The sequence below is a fragment of the Solimonas flava DSM 18980 genome (assembly GCF_000426685.1).
Lineage (GTDB): Bacteria > Pseudomonadota > Gammaproteobacteria > Nevskiales > Nevskiaceae > Solimonas > Solimonas flava.
Map to the genome: position 1 here is coordinate 62090 of NZ_AUFV01000008.1, position 25673 is coordinate 87762.

The 25673-nt window shown below is 69.3% G+C and carries 26 protein-coding genes; 4 read left to right on the forward strand and 22 right to left on the reverse strand.

The features are described 5' to 3' along the window. On the forward strand, positions 1-1218 hold the full coding sequence (gene gspF / locus K343_RS0109285) for a type II secretion system inner membrane protein GspF (protein WP_028007840.1): 1218 nt from the start codon (positions 1-3) through the stop codon (positions 1216-1218). Between the two features lie 68 nt (positions 1219-1286). On the opposite strand, the gene glk is transcribed toward gspF, so the two are convergent. The 5 genes from glk to K343_RS0109310 all read right to left on the reverse strand — a co-directional run bounded on the left by glk (position 1287) and on the right by K343_RS0109310 (position 4744). After that, positions 1287-2291 (reverse strand): glucokinase, encoded by a 1005-nt coding sequence (gene glk, locus K343_RS0109290; RefSeq protein WP_028007841.1) that lies wholly within the window; start codon positions 2289-2291, stop codon positions 1287-1289. Positions 2292-2358: 67 nt separating this feature from the next. Continuing rightward, on the reverse strand, positions 2359-2895 hold the full coding sequence (locus K343_RS0109295; protein ID WP_028007842.1) for a mechanosensitive ion channel family protein: 537 nt from the start codon (positions 2893-2895) through the stop codon (positions 2359-2361). Positions 2896-2927: 32 nt separating this feature from the next. Continuing rightward, positions 2928-3983 (reverse strand): phosphate acyltransferase PlsX, encoded by a 1056-nt coding sequence (plsX, locus tag K343_RS0109300; protein ID WP_043112443.1) that lies wholly within the window; start codon positions 3981-3983, stop codon positions 2928-2930. A gap of 18 nt (positions 3984-4001) precedes the next feature. Then, on the reverse strand, positions 4002-4202 hold the full coding sequence (gene rpmF / locus K343_RS0109305; protein WP_020648428.1) for a 50S ribosomal protein L32: 201 nt from the start codon (positions 4200-4202) through the stop codon (positions 4002-4004). 26 nt (positions 4203-4228) lie between these two features. After that, positions 4229-4744, reverse strand: coding sequence for a YceD family protein (locus K343_RS0109310; RefSeq protein WP_028007844.1), 516 nt, complete (start codon positions 4742-4744; stop codon positions 4229-4231). Between the two features lie 67 nt (positions 4745-4811). Here K343_RS0109310 and K343_RS0109315 point away from each other — a divergent pair, with 67 nt between their 5' ends. Then, positions 4812-5420 carry a Maf family protein gene (locus K343_RS0109315; RefSeq protein WP_051278107.1) on the forward strand — a complete coding sequence of 203 codons (609 nt, stop codon included), beginning with the start codon at positions 4812-4814 and terminating at the stop codon, positions 5418-5420. On the opposite strand, the gene K343_RS0109320 is transcribed toward K343_RS0109315, so the two are convergent. Both K343_RS0109320 and K343_RS0109325 read right to left on the reverse strand, forming a co-directional pair. Beyond that, positions 5417-6088: an HAD family hydrolase gene (locus K343_RS0109320; protein WP_028007846.1), complete on the reverse strand. Its 672-nt coding sequence runs from the start codon at positions 6086-6088 to the stop codon at positions 5417-5419. The genes K343_RS0109315 and K343_RS0109320 overlap by 4 nt on opposite strands. Before the next feature lie 15 nt (positions 6089-6103). Continuing rightward, positions 6104-7024, reverse strand: a complete 921-nt coding sequence (locus K343_RS0109325) for an RluA family pseudouridine synthase (protein ID WP_028007847.1) — start codon at positions 7022-7024, stop codon at positions 6104-6106. Positions 7025-7323: 299 nt separating this feature from the next. On the opposite strand from K343_RS0109325, the gene K343_RS0109335 reads away from it, so the two are divergent. Beyond that, the gene (locus K343_RS0109335) at positions 7324-10365 is read left to right on the forward strand and encodes an Rne/Rng family ribonuclease (protein WP_028007848.1); all 3042 of its coding nucleotides are present in this window, start codon (positions 7324-7326) and stop codon (positions 10363-10365) included. Positions 10366-10457: 92 nt separating this feature from the next. Here the strand turns inward: K343_RS0109335 and kdsB are convergent, their stop codons facing one another. The 4 genes from kdsB to msbA are packed head-to-tail and all read right to left on the reverse strand — an operon-like array spanning position 10458 to position 14179. Next, positions 10458-11243, reverse strand: coding sequence for a 3-deoxy-manno-octulosonate cytidylyltransferase (gene kdsB / locus K343_RS0109340; protein ID WP_028007849.1), 786 nt, complete (start codon positions 11241-11243; stop codon positions 10458-10460). After that, the gene (locus K343_RS0109345) at positions 11240-11422 is read right to left on the reverse strand and encodes a Trm112 family protein (protein ID WP_026352829.1); all 183 of its coding nucleotides are present in this window, start codon (positions 11420-11422) and stop codon (positions 11240-11242) included. Before K343_RS0109345 ends, kdsB begins: the two co-directional genes overlap by 4 nt. Next, positions 11415-12416, reverse strand: coding sequence for a tetraacyldisaccharide 4'-kinase (lpxK, locus tag K343_RS0109350; RefSeq protein WP_028007850.1), 1002 nt, complete (start codon positions 12414-12416; stop codon positions 11415-11417). The genes K343_RS0109345 and lpxK overlap by 8 nt, the downstream gene beginning before the upstream one ends. Continuing rightward, complete coding sequence (gene msbA / locus K343_RS0109355) at positions 12413-14179, reverse strand: lipid A export permease/ATP-binding protein MsbA (protein WP_028007851.1); 1767 nt, start codon at positions 14177-14179, stop codon at positions 12413-12415. Before msbA ends, lpxK begins: the two co-directional genes overlap by 4 nt. 73 nt (positions 14180-14252) lie before the next feature. On the opposite strand from msbA, the gene K343_RS0109360 reads away from it, so the two are divergent. Then, on the forward strand, positions 14253-14594 hold the full coding sequence (locus K343_RS0109360; protein ID WP_028007852.1) for a histidine triad nucleotide-binding protein: 342 nt from the start codon (positions 14253-14255) through the stop codon (positions 14592-14594). A gap of 209 nt (positions 14595-14803) precedes the next feature. Here the strand turns inward: K343_RS0109360 and K343_RS0109365 are convergent, their stop codons facing one another. The 11 genes from K343_RS0109365 to K343_RS0109415 all read right to left on the reverse strand — a co-directional run bounded on the left by K343_RS0109365 (position 14804) and on the right by K343_RS0109415 (position 25668). Continuing rightward, on the reverse strand, positions 14804-16405 hold the full coding sequence (locus K343_RS0109365) for a diflavin oxidoreductase (RefSeq protein WP_028007853.1): 1602 nt from the start codon (positions 16403-16405) through the stop codon (positions 14804-14806). Then, entirely contained in the window at positions 16402-17427 is a 1026-nt protein-coding gene (locus K343_RS0109370) for an FAD:protein FMN transferase (protein WP_028007854.1), read from the reverse strand. Before K343_RS0109370 ends, K343_RS0109365 begins: the two co-directional genes overlap by 4 nt. 8 nt (positions 17428-17435) lie before the next feature. Then, entirely contained in the window at positions 17436-18314 is an 879-nt protein-coding gene (locus tag K343_RS0109375) for a DUF4198 domain-containing protein (protein WP_028007855.1), read from the reverse strand. Between the two features lie 50 nt (positions 18315-18364). Continuing rightward, positions 18365-18877, reverse strand: a complete 513-nt coding sequence (locus tag K343_RS0109380; RefSeq protein ID WP_043112445.1) for a DUF2271 domain-containing protein — start codon at positions 18875-18877, stop codon at positions 18365-18367. 11 nt (positions 18878-18888) lie between these two features. After that, on the reverse strand, positions 18889-19521 hold the full coding sequence (locus tag K343_RS0109385) for a PepSY-associated TM helix domain-containing protein (protein WP_084615799.1): 633 nt from the start codon (positions 19519-19521) through the stop codon (positions 18889-18891). A gap of 13 nt (positions 19522-19534) precedes the next feature. Further along, positions 19535-19966: an ExbD/TolR family protein gene (locus K343_RS0109390; protein ID WP_028007858.1), complete on the reverse strand. Its 432-nt coding sequence runs from the start codon at positions 19964-19966 to the stop codon at positions 19535-19537. Between the two features lie 3 nt (positions 19967-19969). Continuing rightward, entirely contained in the window at positions 19970-20707 is a 738-nt protein-coding gene (locus K343_RS0109395) for a MotA/TolQ/ExbB proton channel family protein (protein WP_028007859.1), read from the reverse strand. A 1-nt stretch (position 20708) separates the two neighbouring features. Further along, complete coding sequence (locus tag K343_RS0109400; RefSeq protein ID WP_051278108.1) at positions 20709-21407, reverse strand: energy transducer TonB; 699 nt, start codon at positions 21405-21407, stop codon at positions 20709-20711. A 2-nt stretch (positions 21408-21409) separates the two neighbouring features. Further along, a complete protein-coding gene (locus K343_RS0109405) occupies positions 21410-22090 on the reverse strand; it encodes a Fe2+-dependent dioxygenase (RefSeq protein ID WP_028007861.1) in 681 nt (226 codons plus the stop codon). 63 nt (positions 22091-22153) lie between these two features. Beyond that, positions 22154-24403: a TonB-dependent receptor gene (locus K343_RS0109410; RefSeq protein WP_028007862.1), complete on the reverse strand. Its 2250-nt coding sequence runs from the start codon at positions 24401-24403 to the stop codon at positions 22154-22156. A gap of 401 nt (positions 24404-24804) precedes the next feature. After that, a complete protein-coding gene (locus tag K343_RS0109415) occupies positions 24805-25668 on the reverse strand; it encodes a M23 family metallopeptidase (RefSeq protein WP_028007863.1) in 864 nt (287 codons plus the stop codon). Positions 25669-25673: the final 5 nt, after the last annotated feature.

The following is a 25673-nucleotide window of genomic DNA, read 5'->3' on the forward strand; positions in this document are numbered from 1 at the left end:
ATGGCCGCGTACGAATACAGCGCCCTCGACGCACAGGGCCGCCAGAAGAAGGGCCTGATCGAAGGCGATACGCCGCGCCACGCCCGCCAGCTGCTGCGCGAGCGGGGCCTGACGCCGCTCGACGTCACCCAGGTTTCCGAACGCCGGGCCAGCGGCGGTGCGCCGTTCAGCCGCGGCGGTGGCAGCATCGGCAGCGCCGAGCTCGCCCTGTTCACGCGCCAGCTCGCGATCCTCGTGCGCTCGGGCCTGCCGCTCGACGAGGCGCTGACCGCGGTGTCCGAGCAAAGCGAGAGCAAGCGCGTCAAGCGCGTCGCGCTTGGCGTGCGCGCCGGCGTCATCGAAGGCAACTCCCTCGCCCATTCGCTGAACCAGTTCCCGAACGCCTTTCCGCCGCTGTTCCGCGCCACCGTCGAAGCCGGCGAGCAGTCGGGCAAGCTCGACTACATCCTCGAGCGCCTCGCCGACTACGTCGAGCGCCGCCAGGTGCTGAAGTCGCGCGTCAGCCTCGCGCTGATCTACCCGGTGATCCTGACGGTGGTCGCGATCGGCGTGGTCGTGGCGCTGCTGACCTACGTCGTGCCGCAGGTCGTCGGCGTGTTCGACAGCATCGGCGCGCAGCTGCCGCTGCTGACGCGCGCGCTGATCGCCGTTTCGAACTTCCTGCGTGAATGGGGCATCTACCTGCTGATCCTGATCGCCGCCGGCGCATTCATGTTCGCGCGCATGATGCAGGCTGCGCCGTTCAAACGGCGCGTGCACGGCTTCCTGCTGCGGGTGCCGCTGATCGGGCGCCTCACGCGCGGCGCCAACACCGGCCGTTTCACGCGCACGCTCGGCATCCTGTTCGGCTCCGGCGTGCCGATCCTCGACGCCATGCGCATCGGCACGCAGGTCGTCACCAATCTGCCGATGCGCGAAGCGATCGACGAAGCGACGATCAAGGTCCGCGAGGGCGCCTCGCTGAGCCGCTCGCTGGCGGCCAGCAAGCTGTTCCCGCCGATCACCGTGCACCTGATCGCCTCCGGCGAATCGTCCGGCCGTCTCGACGAGATGCTCGATCGCTCGGCCGAGAACCAGGAGCGCGAAGTCGAGATGCTGGTCCAGACCACAGTCAGCGTGTTCGAGCCGGCGCTGATCGTCGTGATGGGCGGCATCGTGCTGCTGATCGTGCTCGCGATCCTCGTGCCGATCTTCGATCTGAACCAGCTGGTCAAGTAAAGCCGGGCGCCGTCCCTGCGGCCGGCGCGCGCGGCGCACGCTCCGTTGCGGAGCGCCGCCCCGCCCCGTCAGCCGCCGCGCCGTTCGTACAGGCCCAGCGCGCAGGCGCCGGAGCCGAGCAGGCCGACGTGCGGATGCGTGATCGCGAGCGTCGGCACCCGTTGCAGCAGTGGCTCGAAGCGCCCCTTGCGTTCGAAGCGCGTGCGGAACGCGCCCTGCTCCAGCCAGTGCACCAGCTTCTGCGTGATGCCGCCGGCGAGGTAGACGCCGTCCCAGGCGCCATGCGCGAGCACGGTGTCGCCGGTGAAACTGCCGAGCAGCCCGCAGAACAGCGCCACGGTGCGCCCGGCCAGACTGTCCGGATCGGCCTCCGCCTGCCCGGTGATCTGCGCCGGCGTCTCGGCGTCGGCGGCGACCCCTTCGATCTCGGCGACCACGCGATACAGATTCAGCAGGCCGGCCCCGGACAACAGACGCTCGGCCGACACGCGCGGATACCGCCGCAGCATCAGCTCGAGAATCTTCAGCTCGTAGCCGTCCGCCGGCGCGAAGCCGACGTGCCCGCCCTCGGTCTCGATGACGATGGTCTCGCCCTTGCGCAGCAGCAGACGGCCGACGCCGAGGCCGGTGCCGGGTCCGAGCACCGAGTAATGGCCGTCGCTGTGATCGCGCGCGAGGCGCTCGGGCATCGCACCGATCGCACGCACGTCGCCATGGCCGAGGTGCGGCACCGCATGGCCGACCGCCGCGAAGTCGTTGATCAGCTGCAGCGCGCGCAGGCCCAGCTCGGCGCGCAGTGCCTGTACCGAGAACGCCCAGGGGTTGTTGGTGATCTTGATGTGATCGCCGGTGACCGGCGAGGCGACCGCGAACACGGCGGTCTCGACCTGCGTCCCGCAAAGATCGAGATAGTGCCGGGCCGCCGCGCCGAGCGTCGGATAGTCGGCGGCCCTCAGCTCGCGAATCGCAGACAGCACCGGCCGCTGTTCGGCGTCGCCCGAAGCCAGCGCGAAACGCGCATTGGTGCCGCCGATGTCGGCGACGAGGAACGGCAGTTCGGACGTGGCGGGCATGGTGCGGGTTCGGCTTCGAGGTTGGAGCCGGTCATTCTAGAGGCGCGCGCCGGCGCCTGGCGAGGCGTCACTGGCCGCCGCGCCAGCGGCGCACGGCCTTCTGGAAGAACATGCTGTTCGGAATCTGCACCTGGGCGCCGCCGCTTTCGCTGAGCGTGGTGTAGAGCAGATTGATCGCAACCACGCGCCCCTTCAGACCGGGCTTGTCGGCGGCATCGACCAGCTCCACCTCGTCGCCGAGCCGGAACGCGCCGACGGTGAAGATCAGGATCGCGCACAGCAGGTTCGACAGCACGCTCCAGATCGCGAAGAAAGCGATCGCGGCAACCGCCACGAAGCCGGATACCGCCGTCCACAGCACCGTCGCCGACACGCCGATCCGGCCGAGCACGGCGATCAGCGCCGCGATCCAGATCAGCGCCCGCAAACTACCGCGCAGAACGAGCGCGAGCTCGGGCGCAAACAGATAGCGGCGCGCGATGCGCTTGAGCGCGCGCGCCACCAGGCGCTGCACGATCCAGGCACCGACCAGAATGACGACGACCTGCAGCGCGAGCAGCGCCGGCGCGCTCCACTGCTGCAGGGTCGCGTAGAGCGGATCCATGACGACGAGGCGCGACCGGCGACGCGCTGGCGTCAGGCTTCGCCGGACGCGGCCTTCGGCAGCTGCGGCAGCGCAACCGCGAGCAGCCGCGAAATCCGCGCCGGCACATCATGCTGGACTTCGCGCACGGCGACGCGGATCGCCGCAGCGAAGGCCAGCGCGTCGGCGCTGCCGTGCGACTTGATGACAATGCCGTTGAGACCGACCAGGCTGGCGCCGTTGTAGTTGCGCGGATCCATGCGCTTGCCGAGCGCCTTGAGCGCCGGCATCGCCGCGAGCGCGGCGAGCTTGGTGAACGCCGAGCGCGTGAATTCCTGCTTGATGTAGTGGTAGATCAGCTTGGCGACGCCTTCGCCGGTCTTCAGCGCGATGTTGCCGGTGAAGCCGTCGCAGACGACGACGTCGATGTCGCGCAGAAACACGCCGTCGCCTTCGACGAAGCCGATGTAATTCAGCTGCGAGGCCTGCAGCAGATGCGCGGTCTGCTTGATGACCTCGTTGCCCTTGATCTCTTCCTCGCCGATGTTGAGCAGCGCCACCCGCGGTCGCTCGATGCCGTGGATCGCCGTGACCAGTGCCGAGCCCATGACGGCGAACTGGAACAGCTGCTCGGCACTGCACTCGGCGTTGGCGCCGAGATCGAGCATGTGCACATGGCCGCTCATCGACGGAATCGGCGAGATGATGGCCGGCCGGTCGATGCCCGGCAGCGTCTTCAGCACGAACTTGGCGGTCGCCATCAGCGCGCCGGTGTTGCCGGCCGACACCACGGCCTGCGCACGGCCGTCGCGCACGAGGTTGATCGCCACGCGCAGCGACGAATCCTTCTTGTTGCGCAGCGCCTTGGACGGCGCCTCATCCATGCCGACCACTTCCGCGGCGTGCTGCACAGCGATACGCGCGCGCAGCAGCGCCGCCGGCTTGCGCGCCTTCAGCGCGGCTTCGACCAGCGACTCGTCGCCGACCAGGACCAGTTGCAACCCCTCGTGCTCGGCCAACGCCAAAAGAGCGGCGTCCACGGTCGTTTGCAGACCGTGATCGCCGCCCATGGCGTCGATCGATAAAACGACGGGAGCCGTAGCGGGCATGCCCGACGGCACCGGCGCTTACTCGCCGGCGTCGGCCGCCGGAGCCGTGTCCACGACCTTCTTGCCGCGGTAGTAACCGTCGGCAGTCACGTGGTGACGGCGGTGCGTCTCGCCCGAGGTCGGATCGGTCGACAGGGCCGGAGCCTGCACCTTGTTCTTCCAGTGCGCGTGGCGGTGGCCGCGTTTCGCACGGGACTTCTTGGAATCCTGAACTGCCATGTCTCTAACTCCGTCGGGCGGATGCCCTACTGCTGTTTACCTAAACGCTCTTTCAGCGCCGCGAATGGGTTCTGTTCCCGGCGGACCTCCCCGCTTTCGTCCGCAGGTGCGGCCGGCGAGGCTTGGATCGCATTTTCGCACGATTCACAACGCGGCAGCATCGGCAGTGCCAGCAGGAGTTCGTCTTCGACGATCTCGCGCAGCGGCAGGCTGTCGTCCTGCACCAGATACGGATCCGCCTCGTGCAAGACGGACTGCTCTTCCTCTTCGGTATCGACCAGACGCAGGTCGACCTCGACGTGCATCGGCCAGGCGTACGGCTTTTCGCAGCGCTGGCAGCGCAGCGTCAGCGCTCCATCCAGCGTGCCGCGCAGCCGCGCTTGGCCCTGCGACTTCGACGCCTGCAGGCCGACCTGCACCTCGCCAGCGTCGTCGGCCAGCAAGGGACGCAGACGCTCGAAGCTGCGCACCGGCAATTCGCCGCGGTACGCTTGGCTCTGCGCGACGGCGGTCGATGCCCGGACGCTCTGCGGAATCGGCATGCTCGCTCCGGCCCCGAAAAAGGGCGCGAATCATAGTCACGCCCCCTTCAAAAGTCAAAGAATTCCAATGCTTAATATCGCTTCTCCGGCCCGCATCAGCGCCGACCGGCCGCTCGTCCTCGCATCCGGCTCGCGCTACCGGGCGGAACTGCTGGCGCGCCTTCGCCTGCCGTTCGTGGCAAAGGCCTCCGCGGTCGACGAAACACCGGCGCCCGGCGAAGCGGCCGAAGCGCTGGTGCAACGGCTGGCGCGCGCCAAGGCTGCAGCGCTCGCCAGCAGCCACCCGGGCCAGTGGATCCTCGGCTCGGATCAGGTCGCAAGCCTCGACGACGCGATCCTCGGCAAGCCCGGCAGCCTCGAACGCGCCCGCGTGCAGCTGTCGCGCTGCAGTGGCCGCGCGGTGCGCTTCCTGACGGCGGTCGCGCTCACCGACGGCGAGCGCATGCTAGAGGCGCTGGATCTGACGCTCGTGCGCTTTCGCGCGCTGCGCGCCGACGAGATCGAGCGCTACATCGAGACCGAACCGGCGCTCGATTGCGCCGGCAGCTTCAAGTGCGAGTCTTACGGCATCACGCTGTTCGACGCGATCGAGAGCCGCGATCCGACCGCCCTGGTCGGCCTGCCGCTGATCGCCGTGCGCCGTCTGCTGGCCGAAGCCGGAACGCCGTTGCCCTAGCGGCTAGCGGCGCGCGCCTGCGCGAGCCAGACCGGCAAATCGGCCACGCGTTCGAGCAGCGCATGCGCGCCGGCGCCGAGCAGGCGCTGCGGGGCGTGCACGCCGCAGGTCACGCCGATCGCCGGCATGCCGATCGCACCCGCCATCGCCACGTCATACTCGGTGTCGCCGACCATCAGCGCCTGCTCCGGCTGCAACCCTTCGTCGGCGAGCAGCTCCCGCAGCATCAGCGGATCGGGCTTCGACGCCGTCTCGTCGGCCGTGCGCGAATTGACGATCAGCTCGCGAACGTCGACGTGGTGCGCCAGCGATCGGTCGAGGCCGCGCCGGCTCTTGCCGGTCGCGATCGCCAGGCGCAGGCCCTCGCCGTGCAGGGTGCGCAAGGCTTCGAGCCCTTGCGCGAACAGCGGCGCTTCACCGCTGCCATCAGCCAGCCAGTGCGCGCGGTAGCGGTCGAGCAGCTGACGCAGGTAGCCGACGTCCGCGTCCGGGTACAGCCGCCGCAGCGCGTCGACGAGGCTGAGCCCGATCAGCTCGCGGATCGATTCGTCCGGGCGCGGCGGCAGATCGAGCGCCGCGATCGCCCGCTGCATCGCGCCGACGATCTGCGCGGCGGAGTCGGCAAGCGTGCCGTCCCAGTCGAAAATGACGAGCCGGATGCGGTCCATCGCGCCCCGCCCCGCTCAGCGCGCGCGCGGCAGGCGGTCGAGCACGTCGCGCAGCTCGTCCGGAAAGGCCGCGTTGAGGATCAGCTTCGGGAAGTCACCCTCCGGCGCCAGCTTCAGGAAATGCGAATGCAGGAACATGCGCTTGAGGCCGAGCTCGCGCAGCGGCTTGTTGTCCTCGCGCTCGCCGTACTTGGTGTCGCCGGCGACCGGGTGACCGAGCGCCAGCGCGTGCACGCGGATCTGGTGCGTGCGGCCGGAGAAGATCTGCACTTCGCAGAGCGTCGCGTCGCGATAGCGGCTCTTCGGCGAGAAGCGGGATTTCGACGGCTTGCCGTCGTCCTCGTCGATCTTCACGCGGCGCTCGCCGGACTGCAGGCGGCTCTTGACCAGCGCGGCGTCGACGTCGCGGTCCTCGCCGCGCCACTTGCCGATCAGCAGCGCAAAATAGCGCTTCTCCGCCTCGCCGTGCTTGAGCGCGCGCTGCGCGCGCAGCAGCGCCGGCCGCGACTTGGCCAGCAGCAGCACGCCGCTGGTATCGCGGTCGAGGCGATGCGCGAGCTCGATGAAATCGTATTTGTTCCAGGCCCGCACGGCTTCGATGACGCCGTACGGCACGCCGCTGCCGGCATGCGCGGCCAGCCCTGCCGGCTTGGAGATCGCCAGGTAATGCTCGTCCTCGTGCACGATCGCTGCGCGCAGACGGTTGAGGACCGCGTCCGGCGGCCGTGCCACCTGTGCCTTGTCGGCGGCGCGAACCGGCGGAATGCGCACCTCGTCGCCGGACGACAGTTTTCTTTCTGCCTTGACGCGTCCACCGTTGACCCGCACCTGACCCGAACGCAGGAGCTGGTAGACGTGCGACTTCGGAACGCCAGGCAATTGTTTCAAAAGGAAATTGTCGATCCGCTGCCCCTCGTCTCGGGCACCGGCCGACACATATCTGACTTGTGGACGATCTTGTGTCAAAATAGGAATGTCCGTCGATTCAGGTCGAAATTCCGTTCCCGAATCGACGGTTACGGAAGAAAAATGAGATGCAGGGCTCGTTGCTATTGTATCAGCCCGACATCCGCTCCGAATTCCAGTCGCCGCGCCGCATCCGCTGCAGGTGGCTACAGGTTTAAATCAGAACGCGCGTGCACCGCGCCGGGGAGACTCCATGACGATTCGCGGAAACCGCGGAATCCGGGACGAGTCCACCGACGCCGGCCGCTGCGCCCTACAGGACATTTCACATGAAGCGCATCTTGATCAATGCCACGCAGCGCGAGGAGCTGCGCGTGGCGATCGTCGACGGCCAGAAGCTGCAAGACCTCGACATTGAAACCGCCGCCCGCGAACAGAAGAAGGGCAACGTCTACAAAGGCCGCATCACCCGCGTCGAACCCTCGCTCGAAGCCTGCTTCATCGATTACGGCGCCGAACGCCACGGCTTCCTGCCGGTCAAGGAAATCGCCAAGTCCTACTTCAAGGAAGGCAAGTCCGGCGGCAATCTGCGTGAGCAGCTGCAGGAAGGCCAGGAAATCATCGTCCAGGTCGAGAAAGAGGAACGCGGCAACAAGGGCGCGGCGCTGACGACCTTCGTCTCGCTGGCCGGCCGCTATCTGGTGCTGATGCCGAACAACCCGAAGGCCGGCGGCGTGTCGCGCCGGGCCGAGGGCGACGAGCGCGAGGAAGCCAAGGAAGCGCTCGAAAAGCTGCAGATTCCGGACGGCATGGGCGTCATCATCCGCAGCAACGGCGTCGGCCGCACGGTCGACGAGCTGCAGTGGGACGCCAACTACCTCGCCGAGATCTGGTCCGCGATCGAGAAGGCCGCGGCCGAGCGCCAGGGCGCGTTCCTGATCTATCAGGAAAACAACATCATCCTGCGTGCGCTGCGCGACTATCTGCGCGCCGACATCGGCGAAGTCGTGATCGACAACACCGAGATCTTCGAGCAGGCGCGGACGCACATGGAGCATGTGATGCCGCAGAACCTGCCGCGGCTCAAGCTCTACAAGGATGAAATCCCGCTGTTCTCGCGCTTCCAGATCGAATCGCAGATCGAATCGGCGCACGAGCGCACCGTGCGCCTGCCGTCGGGCGGCTCGATTGTCATCGATCCGTCGGAAGCGCTGACCGCGATCGACATCAACTCGGCGAAAGCGACCGGCGGCGGCAGCATCGAGGACACGGCGTTCAACACCAACCTCGAAGCCGCCGACGAAATCGCCCGACAGCTGCGCCTGCGCGACCTCGGCGGCCTGATCGTCATCGACTTCATCGACATGAATTCGACGAAGAACCAGCGCGAAGTCGAGAAGCGCCTGGAGCAGGCCGTCGAGATGGATCGCGCGCGCATCCAGCTCGGCAAGATCTCGCGCTTCGGCCTGCTCGAGCTGTCGCGCCAGCGCCTGCGTCCGAGCCTCGGCGAGCACACGCAGATCCCCTGCCCGCGCTGCTCGGGCCGCGGCCACATCCGCAGCGTCGAATCGCTGGCGCTGTCGATCCTGCGCCTGATCGAAGAGGAAGCGATGAAGGACCGTACCGGCCGCGTCATCGCGCAGGTGCCGGTCGACGTCGGCACCTTCCTGCTCAACGAGAAGCGCCTCGCCGTGCGCGAGATCGAGGCGCGCTACCGCACCTACATTACGCTGGTGCCGAATCCGACGCTGCACACGCCGAACTACGAGATCCGTCGCGTGCGCGCCGACCACCTGCAGCAGGACGACAACGACAGCACGAGCTATCAGCTCGTGCAGGATTTCGACGCCAAGGCGCAGGACGATCTCGGCAAGGCTGCGACCGTGCAGAAGACCCTGCCCGAGCCCGCCGTCAAGCAGATCCTGCCGTCGACGCCGGCACCGACGCCGGTGGTCGTGCAGCAGCCGGCACCGGTCGTCATGCAGCCGGTCGTTGCCGCCTCCGGCGATGGTTTCTGGACGCGCCTGATGCGTCTGCTCGGCTTCGGCCCGCGCGCGGTCAAGCCGATCGCGGCGCCGGTGCCGCCGCCGCGCCGCGAAGGTGGCCGTCGTGACGAGCGTCGTGACGAGCGCCGCGGCGGCCCGCGCGACGCGCAGCGCCGCGATCGCGGTCGTAGTGACGGCCGCGGCCAGCCGCGCGACGGCCAGCCGCAGCGCGGCCAGCAGCAGCCGCAGCGCAATCCGCAACAGCAGCAGCCGCAGCGCCAGCCGCAGCCCCCGCGCCAGCCGCAGCCGCAGCAGGCCCAGCCGCAGCGCGCCGGTCAGGCTGCGAACCCGGCGCCGCAAGCGCCGCGCCCGAATCTGAACCCGGTCCCGGCCGCCCGCGCCGAAGCCGCGCCGGCACCGGCCGAGCTGGAAACGGCCATCGCCCCGGCCGAGATCGCCGCCGAGGCCGGTGCGACCCCGAATGCAGCGCCGCGCACGGGTGAAGAGCGCAGCGCCGGTGGCGGCCGCCGCCGCCGCCGCGGCGGTCGTGATCGCCGCGAGCGCGACGCCGCTCGCGCAGCGGCGGCCGGCGCGACGGGCGAAGCCGTCGGCGCGATGCTGAACGACGCCGAAGCGCTCGCCGACGAAGAGATGGGGTCGCACGCCGCGGAAACCGACACCGCCGGTGCCGTGGCCGCCGCGAGCACGCCGGCTGGCGTCGAACTCGCCCAGACGCCGCCTGCCGAAATCCCGTCGACCGAAGCCGCACCAGCCGAAGCCGAAGCCGAAGCCGAAGCCGAAGCCGAAGCAAGCGTGCCGGCGCCGGCCGAATCCGTTGCGCCAGCGCGGACCGAGCGGGTCGAGACGCAGCTGCCGCTGCTGCGCGAAGTGACGCGCGACGAGAGCCCGATGGCGGCGCCGATCGTCGTCGCCGAGCCGTCCCCCGACGTGCAAGAAGCAGCCGCGGAGCCGGCGCCGGTCGAAGCGTTCGTCGTCAGCGCCGCGAGCGAAGCGCCGGCGGAGCAAGAAGCCACGCCGGAACCGGTCGAGCCCGAAGCGCCTCAGGCACCGGTTGCCGTCGCGAGCAGCGAGCCGCAGGCCGTCGTGCCGGCGGCCGAGGAGCGGGCGCCGGAAGTCGCCGAGGCCCCGGTCGTCAGCGAGGCGGCGGTGGTCGACAGCAACCCGTCGACCGTCGTCGCGGACGAGCCCGCCGAGGCGCCGCTGGCGGCGACGCCGGAGTCGGCGGCCGGCGGCGGCGCGCCGCAGTTCCGCGCGACAGCGCCGGCTGCCGATTACTTCAAGCTGTTCGAAAGCGCGACGCGAACGACGCAGGGTGCTGCGCCCGACGCCGACCAGGACAAGCCGGAAGAGCGGAAACCGGGCTGAGCCCGCGTGGCAACGAAAAAGGCGACCCGAGGGTCGCCTTTTTCATGCACGCAGCGCCGCGGGCGCTCCAGCCGCCCGCCCGCGCGGCGAATTCAACCGGCCGCCGCCGACAGCAGGCGCTCGACCGCGCGCAGATCGTCCTCGGTATCGACGCCGCGCGGCGGCGGCGCGTCGGTGATGCCCATGCGGATGCGCAGGCCATGCGTCAGCGCGCGCAGCTGCTCGAGCGCCTCGCAATCCTCGAGCGGCGCCGGCGACAGGCCGCTGAACTCGACGAGCGCTGCGACGCGATAGGCGTACAGGCCGATATGGCGAAAGGCGAGTCCGTTCGGCAGGCGCGGCGCCTCGCGCGTCGAACCTTCGCGCCGCCACGGAATCGGCGCGCGCGAGAAATACAGCGCGTAACCGCGGCGATCCATGACCAGCTTCACCACGTTCGGATTGAGCCACTCCTCCAGCGCGTGCAGCGGGTGGCACAGCGACGCGATGTGCGCCTGCGGATCGTCGGCCAGCAGATCGGCGGCCTGACGCACCAGCGCCGGCGGCATCAGCGGTTCGTCGCCCTGCAGATTGACGACGATCGTCGAGGCATCCCAGCCGGCCTGGCGCGCGATCTCGTTGGCCCGGTCGGTCCCGGAATTGTGGGTCGGCGCGGTCATCCGCACGTCGGCGCCGAACGCCGTACAGGCCTTGAAGACCTCATCGGAGTCGGTGGCGACGACCACCTCGTCGGCACCGGCCTTGCGGGCGGCCTCCCAGACGTACTGCACGATCGGCTTGCCGGCGATCTCGCGCAGCACCTTGCGCGGCAGGCGCGTCGAACCGAGGCGCGCCGGGATGACGACCTTGAAGCCGGGGCTACGGACGTCAGCGCTCATGCCCGCAGTTCCTCGTCGCTGAGCGTGCGTGCTTCGTCTTCGAGCATCACCGGCACATCGTCGCGGACCGGGTACGCCAGCCGCGACGCGCGGCACCACAGCTCCTGCACGTCGGGATGCCATTCGAGCGGCGCCTTGGTGACCGGGCAGACCAGAATCTCCAGCAATCGCTTATCCATCATTCCTCCGGGCCTGCGCCGCGCGCAGACGTTCGATGCATTGTCGCACACGTGCCGTGGCCACCTCGTCGAGCTGCGCATCGACCGGCGCCGCCCACAGGCGCGCATCGGCGAAGGCACGACACTTCACCGCGTCCTTCTCGGTCATGATGACCGGCCGGTCGTCGCCGAACGCGAGGTCGGTCGCCGTGAAAGCGTGATGATCGGCGAACGGGTGCTCGCGCAGGCGCAGCCCGGCCGCGACCAGGCTCGCGAAGAAACGCGATGGATCGCCGATGCCGGCCACGGCATGTACGGCCGCGCCGCGAAAATCAGCGAGCGCCCGCCGTTCTCCGTCGACGAGACGCCGCAGCGCGCCGGCGCGCAGTTGCATGCGCAGTGCGCCGGCGGCCTGCCAGCCGTCGCCGTTGACGACGAGCAGATCGATGCCGGCGAGCCGCGCCGCCGGCTCGCGAAGCGGGCCGGCCGGCAGCAGTGCGCCGTTGCCGAGGCCGCGGCGGCCATCGACGAGGCAGATTTCGAGATCACGGCCGAGACGGTAGTGCTGCAGGCCGTCGTCGCTGACGATGATGTCGACCGTGCCGTCGGCGAGCAGCGCGCGCGCCGCCGCCACGCGGTCCGGATCGACGACGACCGGGCAGCCGCAGCGCTGCGCGATCAGCAGCGGCTCGTCGCCGCTGAGGCGCGGATCGCCATCCGGCGCCACGCGCTGCGGATAGTGCGGCGCATGACCGCCGTAGCCGCGGCTGACGACGCCGGGCCGCCAGCCCCATTCGCGCAGGCGCTCGACCAGCCAGATCGTGAACGGCGTCTTGCCGGTGCCGCCGACGCTGATATTGCCGACCACGATCACCGGCACCGCGACGCGCACCGCGGCAGCGCGCAGGCGCCGCGCGCGCGCCGCGGCGAGCGCACCGTACAGCGCGGCGAGCGGACGCAGCGGCAGCGGTGGCGGCAGCGGCGCGTACCAGCGGCGTTCGAGCCAGGCCTTCAAGCCCCGCTTTCCCCTTCGTCGAACTGCATGCGGTACAGCGCGGCGTAATAGCCGTCGGCCGCGAGCAGCGCCTCGTGCGTGCCGGTCTCGACGATACGGCCGTCCTGCATCACGGCGATCAGGTCGGCGCGCTGAATCGTCGACAGGCGGTGCGCGATCACCAGCGTCGTGCGCCCCTCGACGAGCTTGTCGAGCGCCGCCTGGATCATGCGTTCGGACTCGGTATCGAGCGCCGAGGTCGCCTCGTCGAGGATCAGCAGCGGCGCGTTCTTCAGCAGCGCACGGGCGATCGCCAGGCGCTGGCGCTGGCCGCCCGAAAGCTTGGCGCCGTTCTGGCCGATCGGCGTCTGCAGGCCCTGCGGCAGCTTCTCGATGAACTCCCAGGCGTGGGCCAGGCGCGCCGCTTCGGCGATCGTCGCCTCGTCCGGCATCGTGCGCAGTCCATAGGCGATGTTCTCGGCGACGCTGGTGTTGAACAGGCGCACCTGCTGGTCGACGATCGAGATCTGCTCACGCAGATCGTGCAGGCGGTATTCGCGCAGATCGCGCCCGTCGAGCAGGACCTCGCCGCTGTCGCAGTCGTAGAAACGCGGCAGCAGCGCGAGCAGCGTCGACTTGCCGCTGCCCGACTTGCCGACGAACGCCACCGTCTGCCCCGGCTCGATGCGCAGGCTGATGCCGCGCAGCGCTTCCTGCTGCTGCGCGTCGTAGCGGAAGTGCACATCGCGGAACTCGATCGCGCCGGCGGCGCGCGCCAGCGGCCGCGTACCCTCGGTCGGCTCGGCCGGCTCATCGAGCAGCTTGAACAGCTCCGAGCCGGCGGCAATGCCGCGCTGCAGCTTCTCGTTGACACCGCCCATGCTCTTCAGCGGCTGGGTCAACGACAACATCGCCAGCATGAACGCGGCGAACGTACCCGGCGTCATCTGCGCGAGCATTTGCGGCTGAGTCGCGAAGTAGACGATCGCCGCGACCGCCCAGGCGGCGATGAACTGGATCAGCGCCGAGCTGCCGGCACGCGTCGCCACCACCTTCATGCTCAGCCAGCGGTTGTTCTCGTTGACCTTGGCGAAGTACGCGCGCTCGAACTCCTGCGCGTTGTGGATCTTGACAATGCGCTGGCCGAGCACCGCCTCGTCGACCGCCTCGGTGACGTTGGTGATGCTGTCCTGGATACGCACGCTGATGCGGCGGAAGCGCTTGGTCACGTAATTGATGATCAGCGCGATGAACGGCAGCACGACGAACGCGAACAGCGTCAGGCGCCAGTTCAGGTAGACCATGTAGGCGATGTAGAAGGTCACCGTCAGGGTGTCCTTCAGGGTACTCGTCAGCACCGTCGTCGTCGCTTCGGCGATCTGGTCGACGAAGTACGTCAGGCGCGACACCAGCTGCGCCGAGTTGACGCGGTCGTAGAAGCGCGACGGCAGCTGCAGCAGCTTGTTGAACACGCGCTCGCGCATGTCCTTGACGACGCGGCGAGAAACCCAGGCCATGCCGTAGATCGACGCGAACGAGGACAGGCCGCGCAGCAGGAAGAGCCCGATGATGTAAAACGGGATCAGGCGGATATAGTCCTGGTTCTGTTCGACGAACGCGCGGTCGAGCAAGGGTTTTATCAACGCGGCGAAGGCGGTGTCGACGCCGGCGAGCGCCGCCGTGGCGAGCGCTGCGAGCGCCATGACGCGCCAGTGCGGCAGCGAATAGCCGAGCAGCCGGCGGTAGATGGGCCAGGCGTTCTTGTCGAGGGAGTCTTTTGCCATTTCGGTCGCTTTTATGGGCGGCGATATGCTATCAAGTCGGCCCTCACCGCACCCACATGCCGGACGCAGCCCCATGAGCAAGACGCTGTTCGAGAAGATCTGCGACCGCGAGATTCCTGCCGAGATCGTCTACGAGGACGAGCTCTGCGTCGCGTTCAAGGACATCCATCCGCAGGCGCCGGTACACATCCAGCTGGTGCCGCGCAAGGCCATCACCATGCTCAGCAACGCCGAGTCGTCCGATCAGGCCCTGCTCGGCCACCTGTTGCTGACGGCGCCGAAGATCGCCGCCGCGCAGGGCTATCCGGATGCCTTCCGCCTCGCCATCAACAACGGCGCGGCGGTCGGGCAGTCGGTGTTTCATCTGCATGTCCATATTCTCGCCGGCCGCCCGTTCAAGTGGCCTCCGGGCTGAGTCCGTCCCTGCCCGCCGGAATGTGCGCGGCGCGCACGGCCTGATGCGATCGCCGACGCGATCACGGCTGGAGCGCCGCCCGTTCAAGTGGCCGCCGGGCTGAGTGCGTCACCCGCCCGCCGGAATGTGCCCGGCGGGCATCGCTTGAGGCGATCGCCTGCGCGATCGCGGCGGGCCGGCCGCCCGTTCGACTGGCCGCCAGGGCTGAGTCAGTACACGTCGCGCCGGCATCGCCCGCTCTCGACGAAGGCGTCGTAGGCGTCGTCGCCCAGCGTATCGCGCAGCACCGTGTCGACTGCCGGCGCCATGCCGTCGAGACTGCCGCAAACCAGCACCTCGGCGCCGTCGGCGAGCCATGCGCGCAGCCGCGGTTGCTGCTCGCGCAGGCGCTGCTGCACGTAGATGCGGGCGTCCTGATCGCGCGAGAACGCGAGATCGAGATGCGCCAGCCGGCCCGCCTGCAGCCAACCCTCGATCTCTGCGCCGAAGAAGAAATCGCGTGCCCGCTGCCGCTCGCCGAACAGCAGCCAGTTCCGGTGCTGGCCGGCGGCCAGGCGCGCCTTCAGATGCGCGCGCAGCCCGGCGATGCCGGTGCCGTTGCCGATCAGGATCAGGGGCCGCGCCGAGACCGCGAGCCGGAAGCCCGGATTGGCGCGGATGCGCAGCGCGATCTCGCCGCCGAGCAGCGCGAACTCGGTCAGCCAGCCCGAGCCGTGGCCCAGCCGTCCGCGGGCATCGCGCATCTGCCGCACCAGCAGTTCGAGCTTGCCGTCCTGCGGCAGCGAGGCGATCGAGTATTCGCGATGCGGCAATGGCGGCAGCCGCGCGGCGAGCGTGTCGACGTCGAGTCCGCACAGCGCGCCGATTTCATCCGGCGTCTGCGGCAGGCGCCGGTCAGCGAGGCGCGCCGCCAGCGACGGCGGATCGCCGCTGCAGCCGAGCGCGCCGAGCAGCTGCAGCACCGCCGCCGGCGCGTTGCGCGGCCCGATCTCGGCGATGTCGCCGGCCTGCCACAGCGCCTCGCCGTCGATCGCCTGCAGCGCCAGGCGGAATACCGCGCCACCGACGCTGTCCGGGTTGAGCCGTTCGCGTTCGACGAGTCGCCAGCGCGCGTATTGCGGCGGCTGCCAGTCGTCGAGTTCGGCATGCCCGGTGAGCGGCCCCAGTTGCTGCTGCCAGTGCCGCAGCGCGCCGGAATCGCCGTCGTCGACCTCGACGAGGTCGAACATCGCCTGCGCGCCGGCGCGGCGCAGCCAGTGGTCGAGCGCATGGCCGAACGCGCAGAAGTTCGCGTAGCCGCGATCGCCGAGGGCGAGCACGCCGTAGCGCAAGCCGCCGAGCAACGCGCCCGAACCGATGGCCCGTTGCACGAAAGCGTAGGCGCTGTCCGGCGCATCGCCATCGCCGGTAGTGCTGACGACGAACAGCGCCCGGCCGCCGGCCAGCGCCGCCGGCTCCAGCTGGCCGAGCGGCAGCAGGCGCGCGCTGCGTCCGGCCGTGCGCAGCGCGGCGGCCGTCTGCTGCGCGAGGCGCTCGGCCAGGCCGGTCTGGCTGGCGTGGACGACGAGGATCGCATCGTCGTCCGTCGGCGACGCCGGCGCCCGACGGCGCGGGCGCAGCGCGTGCGCGGTCCAGGCCGCATGGACGCACAGCGCCAGCGCCGCCAGCGCGAGCCGCGCCGGTGCCGGCCAGGCCCAGAGCTGCGCGCTGGTCTGCCAGGTGAACGAAACCGCGGCCAGCGCCAGCGCGGCGACGCCGATCAGCGCGCCGGCGACGCGCGGCGCGTGCGTGCTGCGGGCTTCGCCGTTCATTCGAGCAGCGCCGCCAGCGCCGGACTGAGGCGTTCATGCGCGCCGTCCGCGGCCGTGCGCTCGACGAAGGCGGCGGCGATGCCGTGCTGCGCTGCGAACGCGAGTCCGGCCTGCGGCCCGAGCACCATCAGCGCCGTCGCCAGCGCGTCGGCCTGCAGACAACACGGATGCACGACGCTGACGGCGGCGAGCCCGTGCGCAACCGGCCAGCCGCTGCGCGGATCGATCGTGTGGCAGTAATGCCGTCCCGCGTGCGCGAAAGCGCGGCGGTAATCGCCGGACGTCGCCACCGCGAGCCCGTGCAGTGCGATCAGCGCGACCGGCAGCGCGCCGGCCTGCGGCGGGCGCTCGAACTCGACCCACCACGGCGTGCCGTCCGGCTTGCAGCCCTGCCCGCGCAACTCGCCGCCGACTTCGACGAGATGATGCACGAAGCCGTCCGCCTGCAGCGCGGCGCTGACCAGATCGACGCCGTGGCCCTTGGCGATCGACGACAGATCGAGGCGCACGCCGCCGTCCTGCCAGGCGCCGCGCGTCGCTGCGTCGAGGCGCACGCGCACCCAGCCGCCGGCGGCGCGCGCGCGAGCAATCTCGCCCGCATCCGGCGGCGTATCGCGACGCGGCGCCGGGCCAAAGCCCCACAGATCGACCAGCGCGCCGCAGGCCGGATCGTAGGCGCCGCCAGTGGCGGCAGCGAGCGCGAGGCCCGCCTGCAGCACGGTGAAGAAGTCGTCGGGCAGACGCTGCCAGCCGCCGCCGGCGGCATTGAAACGGCACAGATCGGAACCGGCCTTCCAGGTGCTCATCTGCGCATCGACGCGATCCAGCTCGCGCTGCGCGAGCGCACGCACGGCATCGTCGTGGCGCGGCGACGGTGCGACGTAGGCGACGCTCCAGCGCGTGCCCATCGTTTGTCCGTCGACACGGCGCACCGCGGCGCCGAGGCCGGCCGGTGCCGGCAGCGAGGCCAGATCGAGCGGGATGAAGACCTGCCGCGCGGTGACCGGCGGCAGGTCCGGCAACGTTGCGCTTACGGCAGCACCTCGAGCGTCGCCGTGTACGAAGCGCGGCGCGGGACCGGCGCCTCGCCGTCGTTCTTTTTCGCCTTCGGCGCCTTGGCGGCCGGCGGCGCATCCTCGCCCGCTTCGCCGCCCGGACCACCCATGCGGCCGCCGCCGATCGCGGCGTTGAGCCAGTACATGCCGGCCTGCGGCCAGGTGATCGCGAACGCGCCGTCGGCGCCGGTCGTCGCCGTGATCTCGTCCTGCTGATCGCGATAGCGCGTGCCGCCGGGCACCACGCTGACCTTGAGACCGGCGGCCGGCTGGCCGTCGAGCAGCAGCTTGAAGCTCGCGGTCTCGCCGGCGACCAGATCGTTCGGATGCGTGACCGGCACGAGTTCGAGACCGCTGCCGGTCGGCGCCAGCACCTCGCTGCTCGGCTTGCCGACCGTCACGAAGGTTTCGAGCCGGTTGTCGGCGAGCGTCACCTGCAGATCCCTGGCCTTGGCCGGCACTTCCTTCTTGAACGCTTCGGCGCTGCCGCGCCAGCGCTTGGTCTGCCCGCTGTCGTCCTTCCAGCTCGCGAACATGCCGCTGCTGGCGTTGACGATCTTGTAGGTGCCGACCTGCGGCAGCGGCACGTCGAAGGTGCTGCGATAGTGGCCGGTGGCGACGTTCTCCGGCGTCAGGCGGCTGCCGTCGGGGGCGATGATCGCCAGGCTGTCGAGGCGCACCGGATTGTGGTCGAAGTAGAACAGGTCGTTCGACACGGCGGCGTCGACCGTCACGTAATGGCCAACCTCCGAAAGCACCGTCGACGACGGCAGGAACCAGGACTTGTGTGCCTGCGCCGACAGCGGCAGGCCGAGGGCGAGCAGCAGGCTCAACGGCTTGAGGAGAGATTTCATGCGTACGGCTCCGGTTCGACGGTTGGGCGTGACGTGGGGTCTTCGGGGTTTCAGGGCTTGAGCGCGAGCGTGACGCGGCCGAGCTCGGCCGAGCCCTGCGCGCTGAGCTGCTCGGCCTTGGCGATCGGCCACTGGAACGGGATCTTCAGCAGCTCGCGGCCGCCGACTTCGCGCGCCGCCTCGACCATCAGCTGATACTGGCCCGGCGCCAGTTCCGGCAGCGGCGCCTTGCCGGCGCTGAAGTGCAGCGTGTGCTCGCCGACCACGCGCGTCGCGCCGCTGACGCCGTCGACCGGCATCTGCAACTCGCGGCCGCTGCGCCGCCACCACTGGCGCAGATCCTTGAGCCACTTGGTGCCCTCGCCGTCCTTCTTCTTCAGGTCGTACCAGACCGCAAGGTTGGCGGCGACGCGCTGGTCGGCGCCCTCGATCCAGACGGCGACGTAGGGACGGTGATACTCGGCGACGTCGAGCTGCGGAATCTGCAGCGTGACATCGAGTTCGGCGGCAGCGGCCGGCGCCGAGACGGCGCCGCAGAGCAGGACGGACAGCGAAGTGCGCATGCGCAAGACCTTCAATGCAGGAACAGGAGAATGAACAGCAGCGGGATCAGCACGCCGAGCCCGACCATCGGCCAAGTCGCCGGGCGGCGGCCGGCATGCAATTGCAGCAGGCACAGCCCGGTGACGCAGAACAGCACGCAGGCGACCGCGAACAGGTCGATGAACCAGGTCCACATCGCGCCGGTGTTGCGCCCCTTGTGCAGGTCGTTGAGCCAGGCGATCCAGCCGCGGTCGGTGCGCTCGTACTGCCACGCGCCGTCCGGCAGCGTGATCGTCAGCCAGGCGTCTCCACCCGGCCGCGGCAGCGAGAGATACAGCTCGTCGGGCGACCATTCACCTTCTTCGGCGTGAACGCCCAGCTCGCGCGCCAGCCAGTCGCGCAGCGCCTCGGGCAACGGTGCCCGGCCGTCATGCGCGGCGGCGGCGAGTCCGGCGCGCAGATCATGCGGCAGCTGACCGTCACGTTGCGTCACGATCGGTTTCGTCTTGATCTGCGCGGCGTGGTTCAGCGTGATGCCGGTGACCGCGAACAGCAGCATCGCGACCAGACAGATCGCCGAGCTGCACCAGTGCCACTGGTGCAGCGTCTTCAGCCACCAGGCACGGCGCTGCACGGCGGCCAGGGCGGGTTCGGCGGCGGTCACGGGCGCTGCCGGCTCAAGGCGCCGCCGGCGCGGCCGACGGGTCGGTGACGAAACCGATCTTGCTCAGGCCCGCCTTGCCGGCCTCGCTCATCACGTCAGCGATCACTTCGTAGCGCGTGTTGCGATCGGCGTGCAGATGCAGCTCCGGCGTCGGCGACTTGGCGGCCGCGTCATGGAAGCGCTGCAGCATCGCGGTACGATCGATCGCCTCGCCGTTCCAGAACAGCTTGCCGTCGGCGTCGATCGCCAGCTGGACCACTTCGGCCTTGGTGACGTTCTGCTCGCTCGACGCCTTCGGCAGATCGATCTTCACCGCGTTCGTCAGCAGCGGCGCGGTGATGATGAAGATGACGAGCAGCACCAGCATGATGTCGACCAGCGGAATCACGTTGATCTCCGCCATCGGCGCGGCACTACGGTTGCCGCTGAAGCTTCCGAACGCCATCGCTTACGTCCTCGCGGCGCTCTTCAGCGGCGTGATGTGCCCCGCGGCCTGCGGCTCGATCTTGGCGCCGGTGGCGAGGAAGGTGAACAGGTCGTGCGCGAAGGCGTCGAGCTGCGCCAGCGTCACGCGGTTGGCGCGCACGATGAAGTTGTAGCCGAGCACCGCCGGGATCGCGACGGCCAGACCGATCGCGGTCATGATCAGCGCTTCGCCGACCGGGCCGGCGACTTTGTCGAGCGTGCCGGCGCCGGACAGGCCGATCGCCATCAGCGCGTGGTAGATGCCCCAGACCGTGCCGAACAGGCCCAGGAACGGCGCCGTCGAACCGACCGACGCCAGGATCGTCAGGCCGGATTCCATCTTCGCAGTCTCCTCGTCGATGGTCTTGCGCAGCGTGCGCGTGACGAAGTCGCTGGAGCTGCCGGCCTCGTTGAGCCGGTTGACACCGTGCCGTTCGTGATGACGGCTCGCAGCGATGCCGTGATAGGCCAGATGCGAGAACGGCTCGTCCGGATGCTCGTGTTCGAGATGCACCGCGACCTTGTCGAGCGAAGGCGCGTTCCAGAAGAAATCGAGGAAGCGCTCGCTGCGCCGCCGCGTGCGCGCGTTGGCGATCGCCTTGGTGATGATCAGGTACCAGCTCGTGATCGACGCGAGCAGCATGATGACGAGAATGGTCTTGGCGACGATGTCGGCCTGACCGAGGAAGTGGCCGAAGCCGAGACCCTGCGTTGCGTCCATATCAGTGCTTCTTGCTGAGTTCGAATGTGACGGGAACCTTGACCCAGGCCGACACCGGCCGGCCGGCCTGCTTGGCCGGCACGAAACGCCAGCGCCTGCGCACGACGTCGGCCGCGGCTTCGTCGAGCCGCGCGTAGCCGCTGCTCTTGTCGACCGTAACCTTGTCGGCACGGCCGTCGGCATTCACCAGCACGAGCAGCAGCACGGTGCCCTGCTCGCGCAGGCGGATCGACGTCGACGGATAACTCGGCCCCGGATTGTTCAGATAAGCCGCGACGAAATCCGGCGGCACCACTTCGGGTGCCGCTTGCGCGGCGGCGGCCGGTGGTGCGGGCGGCGACGGCGGCGCTTCGTCGAGCGGCTCGGCGTCGGCCGGCGCCTCGTCGAGCGGCGGCGCCTGCAACGGCGACGGCGTCGGCTTGGGCGTCGCGACCATCTTCGGCTGCGGCTTGGGCGGCACCGGCTTGGGCGGCGGCGGAGTCGGCGCCGCCGGCGGCGGCGTCTCCTGGATGAAGCTCACCATCAGCGCCTGCGGCGACGGCGGCGGCGGCACCGGCGCGTCGCGCACGGCGAACAGCGCGGCGACGGCGGCGCCGTGCAGGACCGCGATCAGCGCCAGAACCGCCAGCCGGCGCGGCTGCCAGCGCCGACGAGGGCGCCAGGAGAGCGGCGGCAGGGTCGCAGTCGCGGTCGCGGCCATGCTCAGACCTCGGCCCAGCGCCGCAGCAGATTGTGGTAGACGCCGGTCAGCTGCAGTACCGAAGGATGATCCGGCGCCTCGCCGGCAAGGCGCTGGATCGCCTGATCAAGCTCGAACAGCAAGGTGCGCTCGCCGTCGTCGCGCACCATGCTCTGGATCCAGAAGAACGATGCGAGACGCGCGCCGCGCGTCACCGCGGTGACGCGGTGCAGGCTGCTCGACGGATACAGCACCAGGTGCCCGGCCGGCAGCTTGACGCTGTGCGCGCCGTAGGTGTCCTCGACGATGAGCTCGCCGCCGTCGTACTCGTCCGGCGCAGCGAGAAACAGCGTCGCGGAAAGATCGGTCCGCACGCGCAGTCCGCTGTTGCGATGCTGGCGCACGGCGTTGTCGACGTGCAGGCCGAAAGTCTGGCCGACGCCGTAGCGGTTGAACAGCGGCGGATACACGTGCTGCGGCAGGGCCCCGGCGATGAAGCGCGGGTCGCGCGACAGCGCCTGCAGGATCATCGCGCCCATCTCGCGGGCGGCCGGATGCTCCTCGGGAATCTGCTGATTGACCTTGGCGCGCGCCGACTGATGGCCGGACGTGACATTGCCATCGACCCACTCGGCCGTGTCGAGCAACTGGCGGCAGCGCGCCACTTGTTCAGGCGTCAGGACATCGGGAATGCGCAGCAGCATGGAATTTTCTTTTGTGGCGGATCCCGCCCGGCGCGCCGGGCGGGATCTTGCCAGCGACAAGCCTCAGAAGCTCATGTTGACGGACAACAGGTACTGCCGGCCCGGGCCCAGCGCCGCGTAGTGGTTCGCGTAGGCTTTCGTGTAGTAGACCTCATCGGTGAGGTTCTGCACGTTGAGCTGCACGGAGACGCCGGGGTTGATCTGATACGAAGCGTTTGCGTCGAAGCGCCAGTAGTCCGGGACGAAGCGAACCTTGGCCGGCGTCGAGGTGGTCGTCGTTCCCCAGGAGCCGTAGACCTTGTCGACGTAGTACGCGCCGCCGCCGATTTTGAGCTTCGGCAGCAGTTCGTAGGTCGTGAACAGGCTGAAGCTGTTCTCCGGCGTGTTCGGCAATTCCTTGCCGACGCCGAGGCTGTTGTAGGCACCCTTCACCAGCTCGCTGTCGAGGTAGGAATAGCCGCCGAACACCTGCCAGGCGTCGGTGATGTTACCGGTGAAGCTGAGCTCGGCGCCGCGCACGCGCGTCTTGCCGACCTTCTCGTACACGCCCGCATCGACGAGCAGGTAAGCATCCTTGCGCTCGGTATCGAACAGCGCCAGCGTCAGCAGCAGGCGGTCGTCGAAGAACTCCCACTTGGTGCCGATTTCGACCGTCGCCGAACGTTCCGGATCCCAATCGAGGTTGGTCGACGAAACCGCATCCTCGTCGGCCGAGCCGAGCGGTGCCGGCGTGGTCGCCGTCGCGTACGAAACGTAGACGCTGCCGGACTCGACCGGCTTGTAGACGACGCCGGCCTGGTAGTTGATGAAGTCGTCTTCCTGCGAGGCCGAGATCGCCGTCATCGTATCGCCGTAGTCGGTCGTGCCGGCGCTGCGCTTGGCCTGCGTGTCGTAGCTGTCCCAGCGCAGGCCCAGATTGAGCTGCCACTGCTCGGACAACGCCAGCGTATCGAAGGCGTAGACGCCGATGCTCGTCGTTTCATACTGGGTCGGCGTGTGATTGCGCATCACCTTGCCGCCCCAGGCGTCATCCGGATTCGGGTGATAAAGATCCGTGCACTCGAATGCGGTTTCGTAAGCATCCGTGCAGGTCGTCGCCGCAACCTTGGTGCCGTCGGCGCGCACGACGGTGTAGCCGTCCTGCTCGCGCTTTTCACGGCTGAACTCGGCGCCGACGTTGAAACGATGCTCGATGAAGGCCGTCTCGAACTTACCGCTCAGGTCGGTGGTATTGGCCAGCGTATCGGTCTGCGCCCAGCGATTCTTGGTCGCGCGATAGACGAGGCCGTTCGGCACGTTGTTACGGCTGTCATCCGGATTGGTGACGACGTAATCGTTCAGCGAGCGGCCGAGGCGCGTGGTGTTGCGCAGCGTCATGCCGCCGTCGAGATCGCGCTCGACCTTGACGGTGCCGATGTCGGCGTCGCTATTGCGGAAGTCGCGGTCGGCGAGACCGTAGAAATTCTCGCTGTCGACACCCTTGGTTTCGGTCACCGGCTGACCGGTCGCCGGATCGTACGGAATGCTGTAGTCCGGCATGCCGTCATCGGTGAGGTGGTAGTAGTCGAGCAGCACGCGCGTCGGCGTACCAAGGCCGAAGGCCAGCGCGCCGGCGACGCCCCACTTGTCGTAATCGACGGCGTCGTCGCGGCCCGGCACCTTGCCGCTGTTGCCCATGACGTTGAGGCGCAGCGCGGTCGAATCGCCGAGCTTCCAGTTCTTGTCGACGGTGCCGCGGATCGTGCTCGAAGTGCCGAGCATCAGCGTGGCGTTGGCGAAGTCCTCGGCACGGGCCTGCTTGGTGACGAGATTGACGCTGCCGCCACCCGAAGCGCGGCCGCCATAAGCCGAATCGGCGCCCTTGATGACCTCGACCGAATCGAGCGCGAACACGTCGCGCGTCTGCGTGCCGATGTCGCGCACGCCGTCGACGTACATGTCGGCCGACGAATTCAGGCCGCGGATCACCGGACGGTCGGAAATCGCCTGGCCACCCTCGCCGGCGAGGAAGGTGATGCCGGGCACCGTGCGCAGCGCGTCCTGCAGCGAGGTCGCGGCGTTGTCCTGCAACAGCTGGGAAGGAATCACCGTCACCGACTTCGGCGTGTCGCGCAGCGGCGCCGTGAACTTCGGCGACGAGGCCTCGTCGGTCTTGTATTCGGCAGGCGCTTCGGCCTGGACTTTCACCTCGCGCAGCTGCGTCGCCTTTTCGGCCGGCGGCTCCGCGGCCGGCGCGCTCGCCGTCTGGGCGGCGGCGGGCCAGGCATGGGCCGCGAACACGGCGGCGGCGATGGGACTCAAGCGGAACTTCATTGCGTCTGTTCTCCCTGAAACTGGTCTCGAGCAAAGCGGCTTGCGCCGCGTGTCGTCTCCGCACGCGTCCACCTGGCGTGCGCGTGGGTCTGGACGGACAACTACTGGAGACAATGCGATTCTATCTGAGAATCATTTTCAACAGAAGTCCTGTTGAATCTTTTTGCAGAAAGAATTTCGCGTCAGGCAACAGGAGAACGGGCGCGAAACGTCGGCCGCCGATCGCTGGGCGACGGGCAGCGAGCAACGAACAGCAGGCAACGGGCGGCGGCCAGCGGCCAGCGGCCAGCGGCCAGCGGCCAGCGGCCAGCGGCCAGCGGCCAGCGGCCAGCGGCCAGCGAGACTGGCACAAGCGACGGGGGACGCAACCGGGCTTCGGCCCGGCCGGTCATGGCAAGCGGCTACGGCGCCGGCTGCGGCACCGGGGCCGAGACCGGCATCGCCGGCGCGAGCTTCTGCGCATCGATGCGCGCGTCGTACCAGTTCATGCGCCAGTCCAGATGCGGCCCGGTGGCGCGGCCGGTCATGCCCGACAGCGCGATCACCTCGCCCTGCCGGACACGCTGCCCTTCCTGCACCAGCAGCTTCGACAGGTGCAGGAACGCGGACTGCAGTCCGTAGCCGTGATCGACGATCAGCGTGCCGCCGGTGAAATACATGTCCGGATTCGCCAGCACCACGGTGCCGTCCGCCGGCGCCCGCACCTCGGTGCCGGTCGGCACCGCGACGTCGACGCCATAGTGCGGCTGCTTCGGCTCGCCGTTGAGGATGCGCTGGCTGCCGAACACGCCGGAGATGCGGCCGGTGCACGGCCATTCGAAGGTCTGCAGGAAGCCGAGGCCGCCGTTGTCGCGCTGGCGCGCGGCCGCGACCTGGCGCTGGTCGTCCTTGATGCGGGCCAGCACCTCCGGCGGCGGCGTCACCATCTTCGGCGGCAGACCGTCGATGCGCTGGATCGCGTATTCGCGCCGGGCGACCGGATAGCGATAGGTGCGCGCCGCTGCGCCGGCGAGCTGCACTTTCAGCTCGGCCTCGGCCGGCGCGTCGCGGTCGAGGCCGAACACGAAATCGCCGCCCGGCGTCTGCTTCAGCGCACGGCCGTTGAACCACAGCTTCGTGCCCGCCGGCGCGTGCCCGAACAGCACCGCGCCCTGCTCCCACTCGCCGCGCAGTTCGACGCCGGGCGCCGTCGCCGGCGCGCCGGCGCGGGCCGGCAGGCCGAGAATCAGGACCAGGACGGCCAGCAGGCTACGGTAGCGACGCATCGGAG

Excerpts from the sequence above, each read along its gene's own strand:
- K343_RS0109380 (WP_043112445.1), bottom strand. The coding sequence starts at position 18,877 with ATGCGCACTTCGCTGTCCGTCCTGCTCTGCGGCGCCGTCTCGGCGCCG.
- K343_RS0109405 (WP_028007861.1), bottom strand. The coding sequence starts at position 22,090 with ATGCTGCTGCGCATTCCCGATGTCCTGACGCCTGAACAAGTGGCGCGC.
- K343_RS0109400 (WP_051278108.1), bottom strand. The coding sequence starts at position 21,407 with ATGGCCGCGACCGCGACTGCGACCCTGCCGCCGCTCTCCTGGCGCCCT.
- K343_RS0109410 (WP_028007862.1), bottom strand. The coding sequence starts at position 24,403 with ATGAAGTTCCGCTTGAGTCCCATCGCCGCCGCCGTGTTCGCGGCCCAT.
- K343_RS0109295 (WP_028007842.1), bottom strand. The coding sequence starts at position 2,895 with ATGGATCCGCTCTACGCGACCCTGCAGCAGTGGAGCGCGCCGGCGCTG.
- K343_RS0109375 (WP_028007855.1), bottom strand. The coding sequence starts at position 18,314 with ATGAAATCTCTCCTCAAGCCGTTGAGCCTGCTGCTCGCCCTCGGCCTG.
- glk (WP_028007841.1), bottom strand. The coding sequence starts at position 2,291 with ATGCCCGCCACGTCCGAACTGCCGTTCCTCGTCGCCGACATCGGCGGC.
- K343_RS0109395 (WP_028007859.1), bottom strand. The coding sequence starts at position 20,707 with ATGGACGCAACGCAGGGTCTCGGCTTCGGCCACTTCCTCGGTCAGGCC.
- K343_RS0109415 (WP_028007863.1), bottom strand. The coding sequence starts at position 25,668 with ATGCGTCGCTACCGTAGCCTGCTGGCCGTCCTGGTCCTGATTCTCGGC.
- kdsB (WP_028007849.1), bottom strand. The coding sequence starts at position 11,243 with ATGAGCGCTGACGTCCGTAGCCCCGGCTTCAAGGTCGTCATCCCGGCG.
- K343_RS0109345 (WP_026352829.1), bottom strand. The coding sequence starts at position 11,422 with ATGGATAAGCGATTGCTGGAGATTCTGGTCTGCCCGGTCACCAAGGCG.
- plsX (WP_043112443.1), bottom strand. The coding sequence starts at position 3,983 with ATGCCCGCTACGGCTCCCGTCGTTTTATCGATCGACGCCATGGGCGGC.
- msbA (WP_028007851.1), bottom strand. The coding sequence starts at position 14,179 with ATGGCAAAAGACTCCCTCGACAAGAACGCCTGGCCCATCTACCGCCGG.
- K343_RS0109320 (WP_028007846.1), bottom strand. The coding sequence starts at position 6,088 with ATGGACCGCATCCGGCTCGTCATTTTCGACTGGGACGGCACGCTTGCC.
- K343_RS0109310 (WP_028007844.1), bottom strand. The coding sequence starts at position 4,744 with ATGCCGATTCCGCAGAGCGTCCGGGCATCGACCGCCGTCGCGCAGAGC.
- K343_RS0109390 (WP_028007858.1), bottom strand. The coding sequence starts at position 19,966 with ATGGCGTTCGGAAGCTTCAGCGGCAACCGTAGTGCCGCGCCGATGGCG.
- K343_RS0109315 (WP_051278107.1), top strand. The coding sequence starts at position 4,812 with ATGCTTAATATCGCTTCTCCGGCCCGCATCAGCGCCGACCGGCCGCTC.
- rpmF (WP_020648428.1), bottom strand. The coding sequence starts at position 4,202 with ATGGCAGTTCAGGATTCCAAGAAGTCCCGTGCGAAACGCGGCCACCGC.
- K343_RS0109365 (WP_028007853.1), bottom strand. The coding sequence starts at position 16,405 with ATGAACGGCGAAGCCCGCAGCACGCACGCGCCGCGCGTCGCCGGCGCG.
- gspF (WP_028007840.1), top strand. The coding sequence starts at position 1 with ATGGCCGCGTACGAATACAGCGCCCTCGACGCACAGGGCCGCCAGAAG.
- K343_RS0109335 (WP_028007848.1), top strand. The coding sequence starts at position 7,324 with ATGAAGCGCATCTTGATCAATGCCACGCAGCGCGAGGAGCTGCGCGTG.
- K343_RS0109360 (WP_028007852.1), top strand. The coding sequence starts at position 14,253 with ATGAGCAAGACGCTGTTCGAGAAGATCTGCGACCGCGAGATTCCTGCC.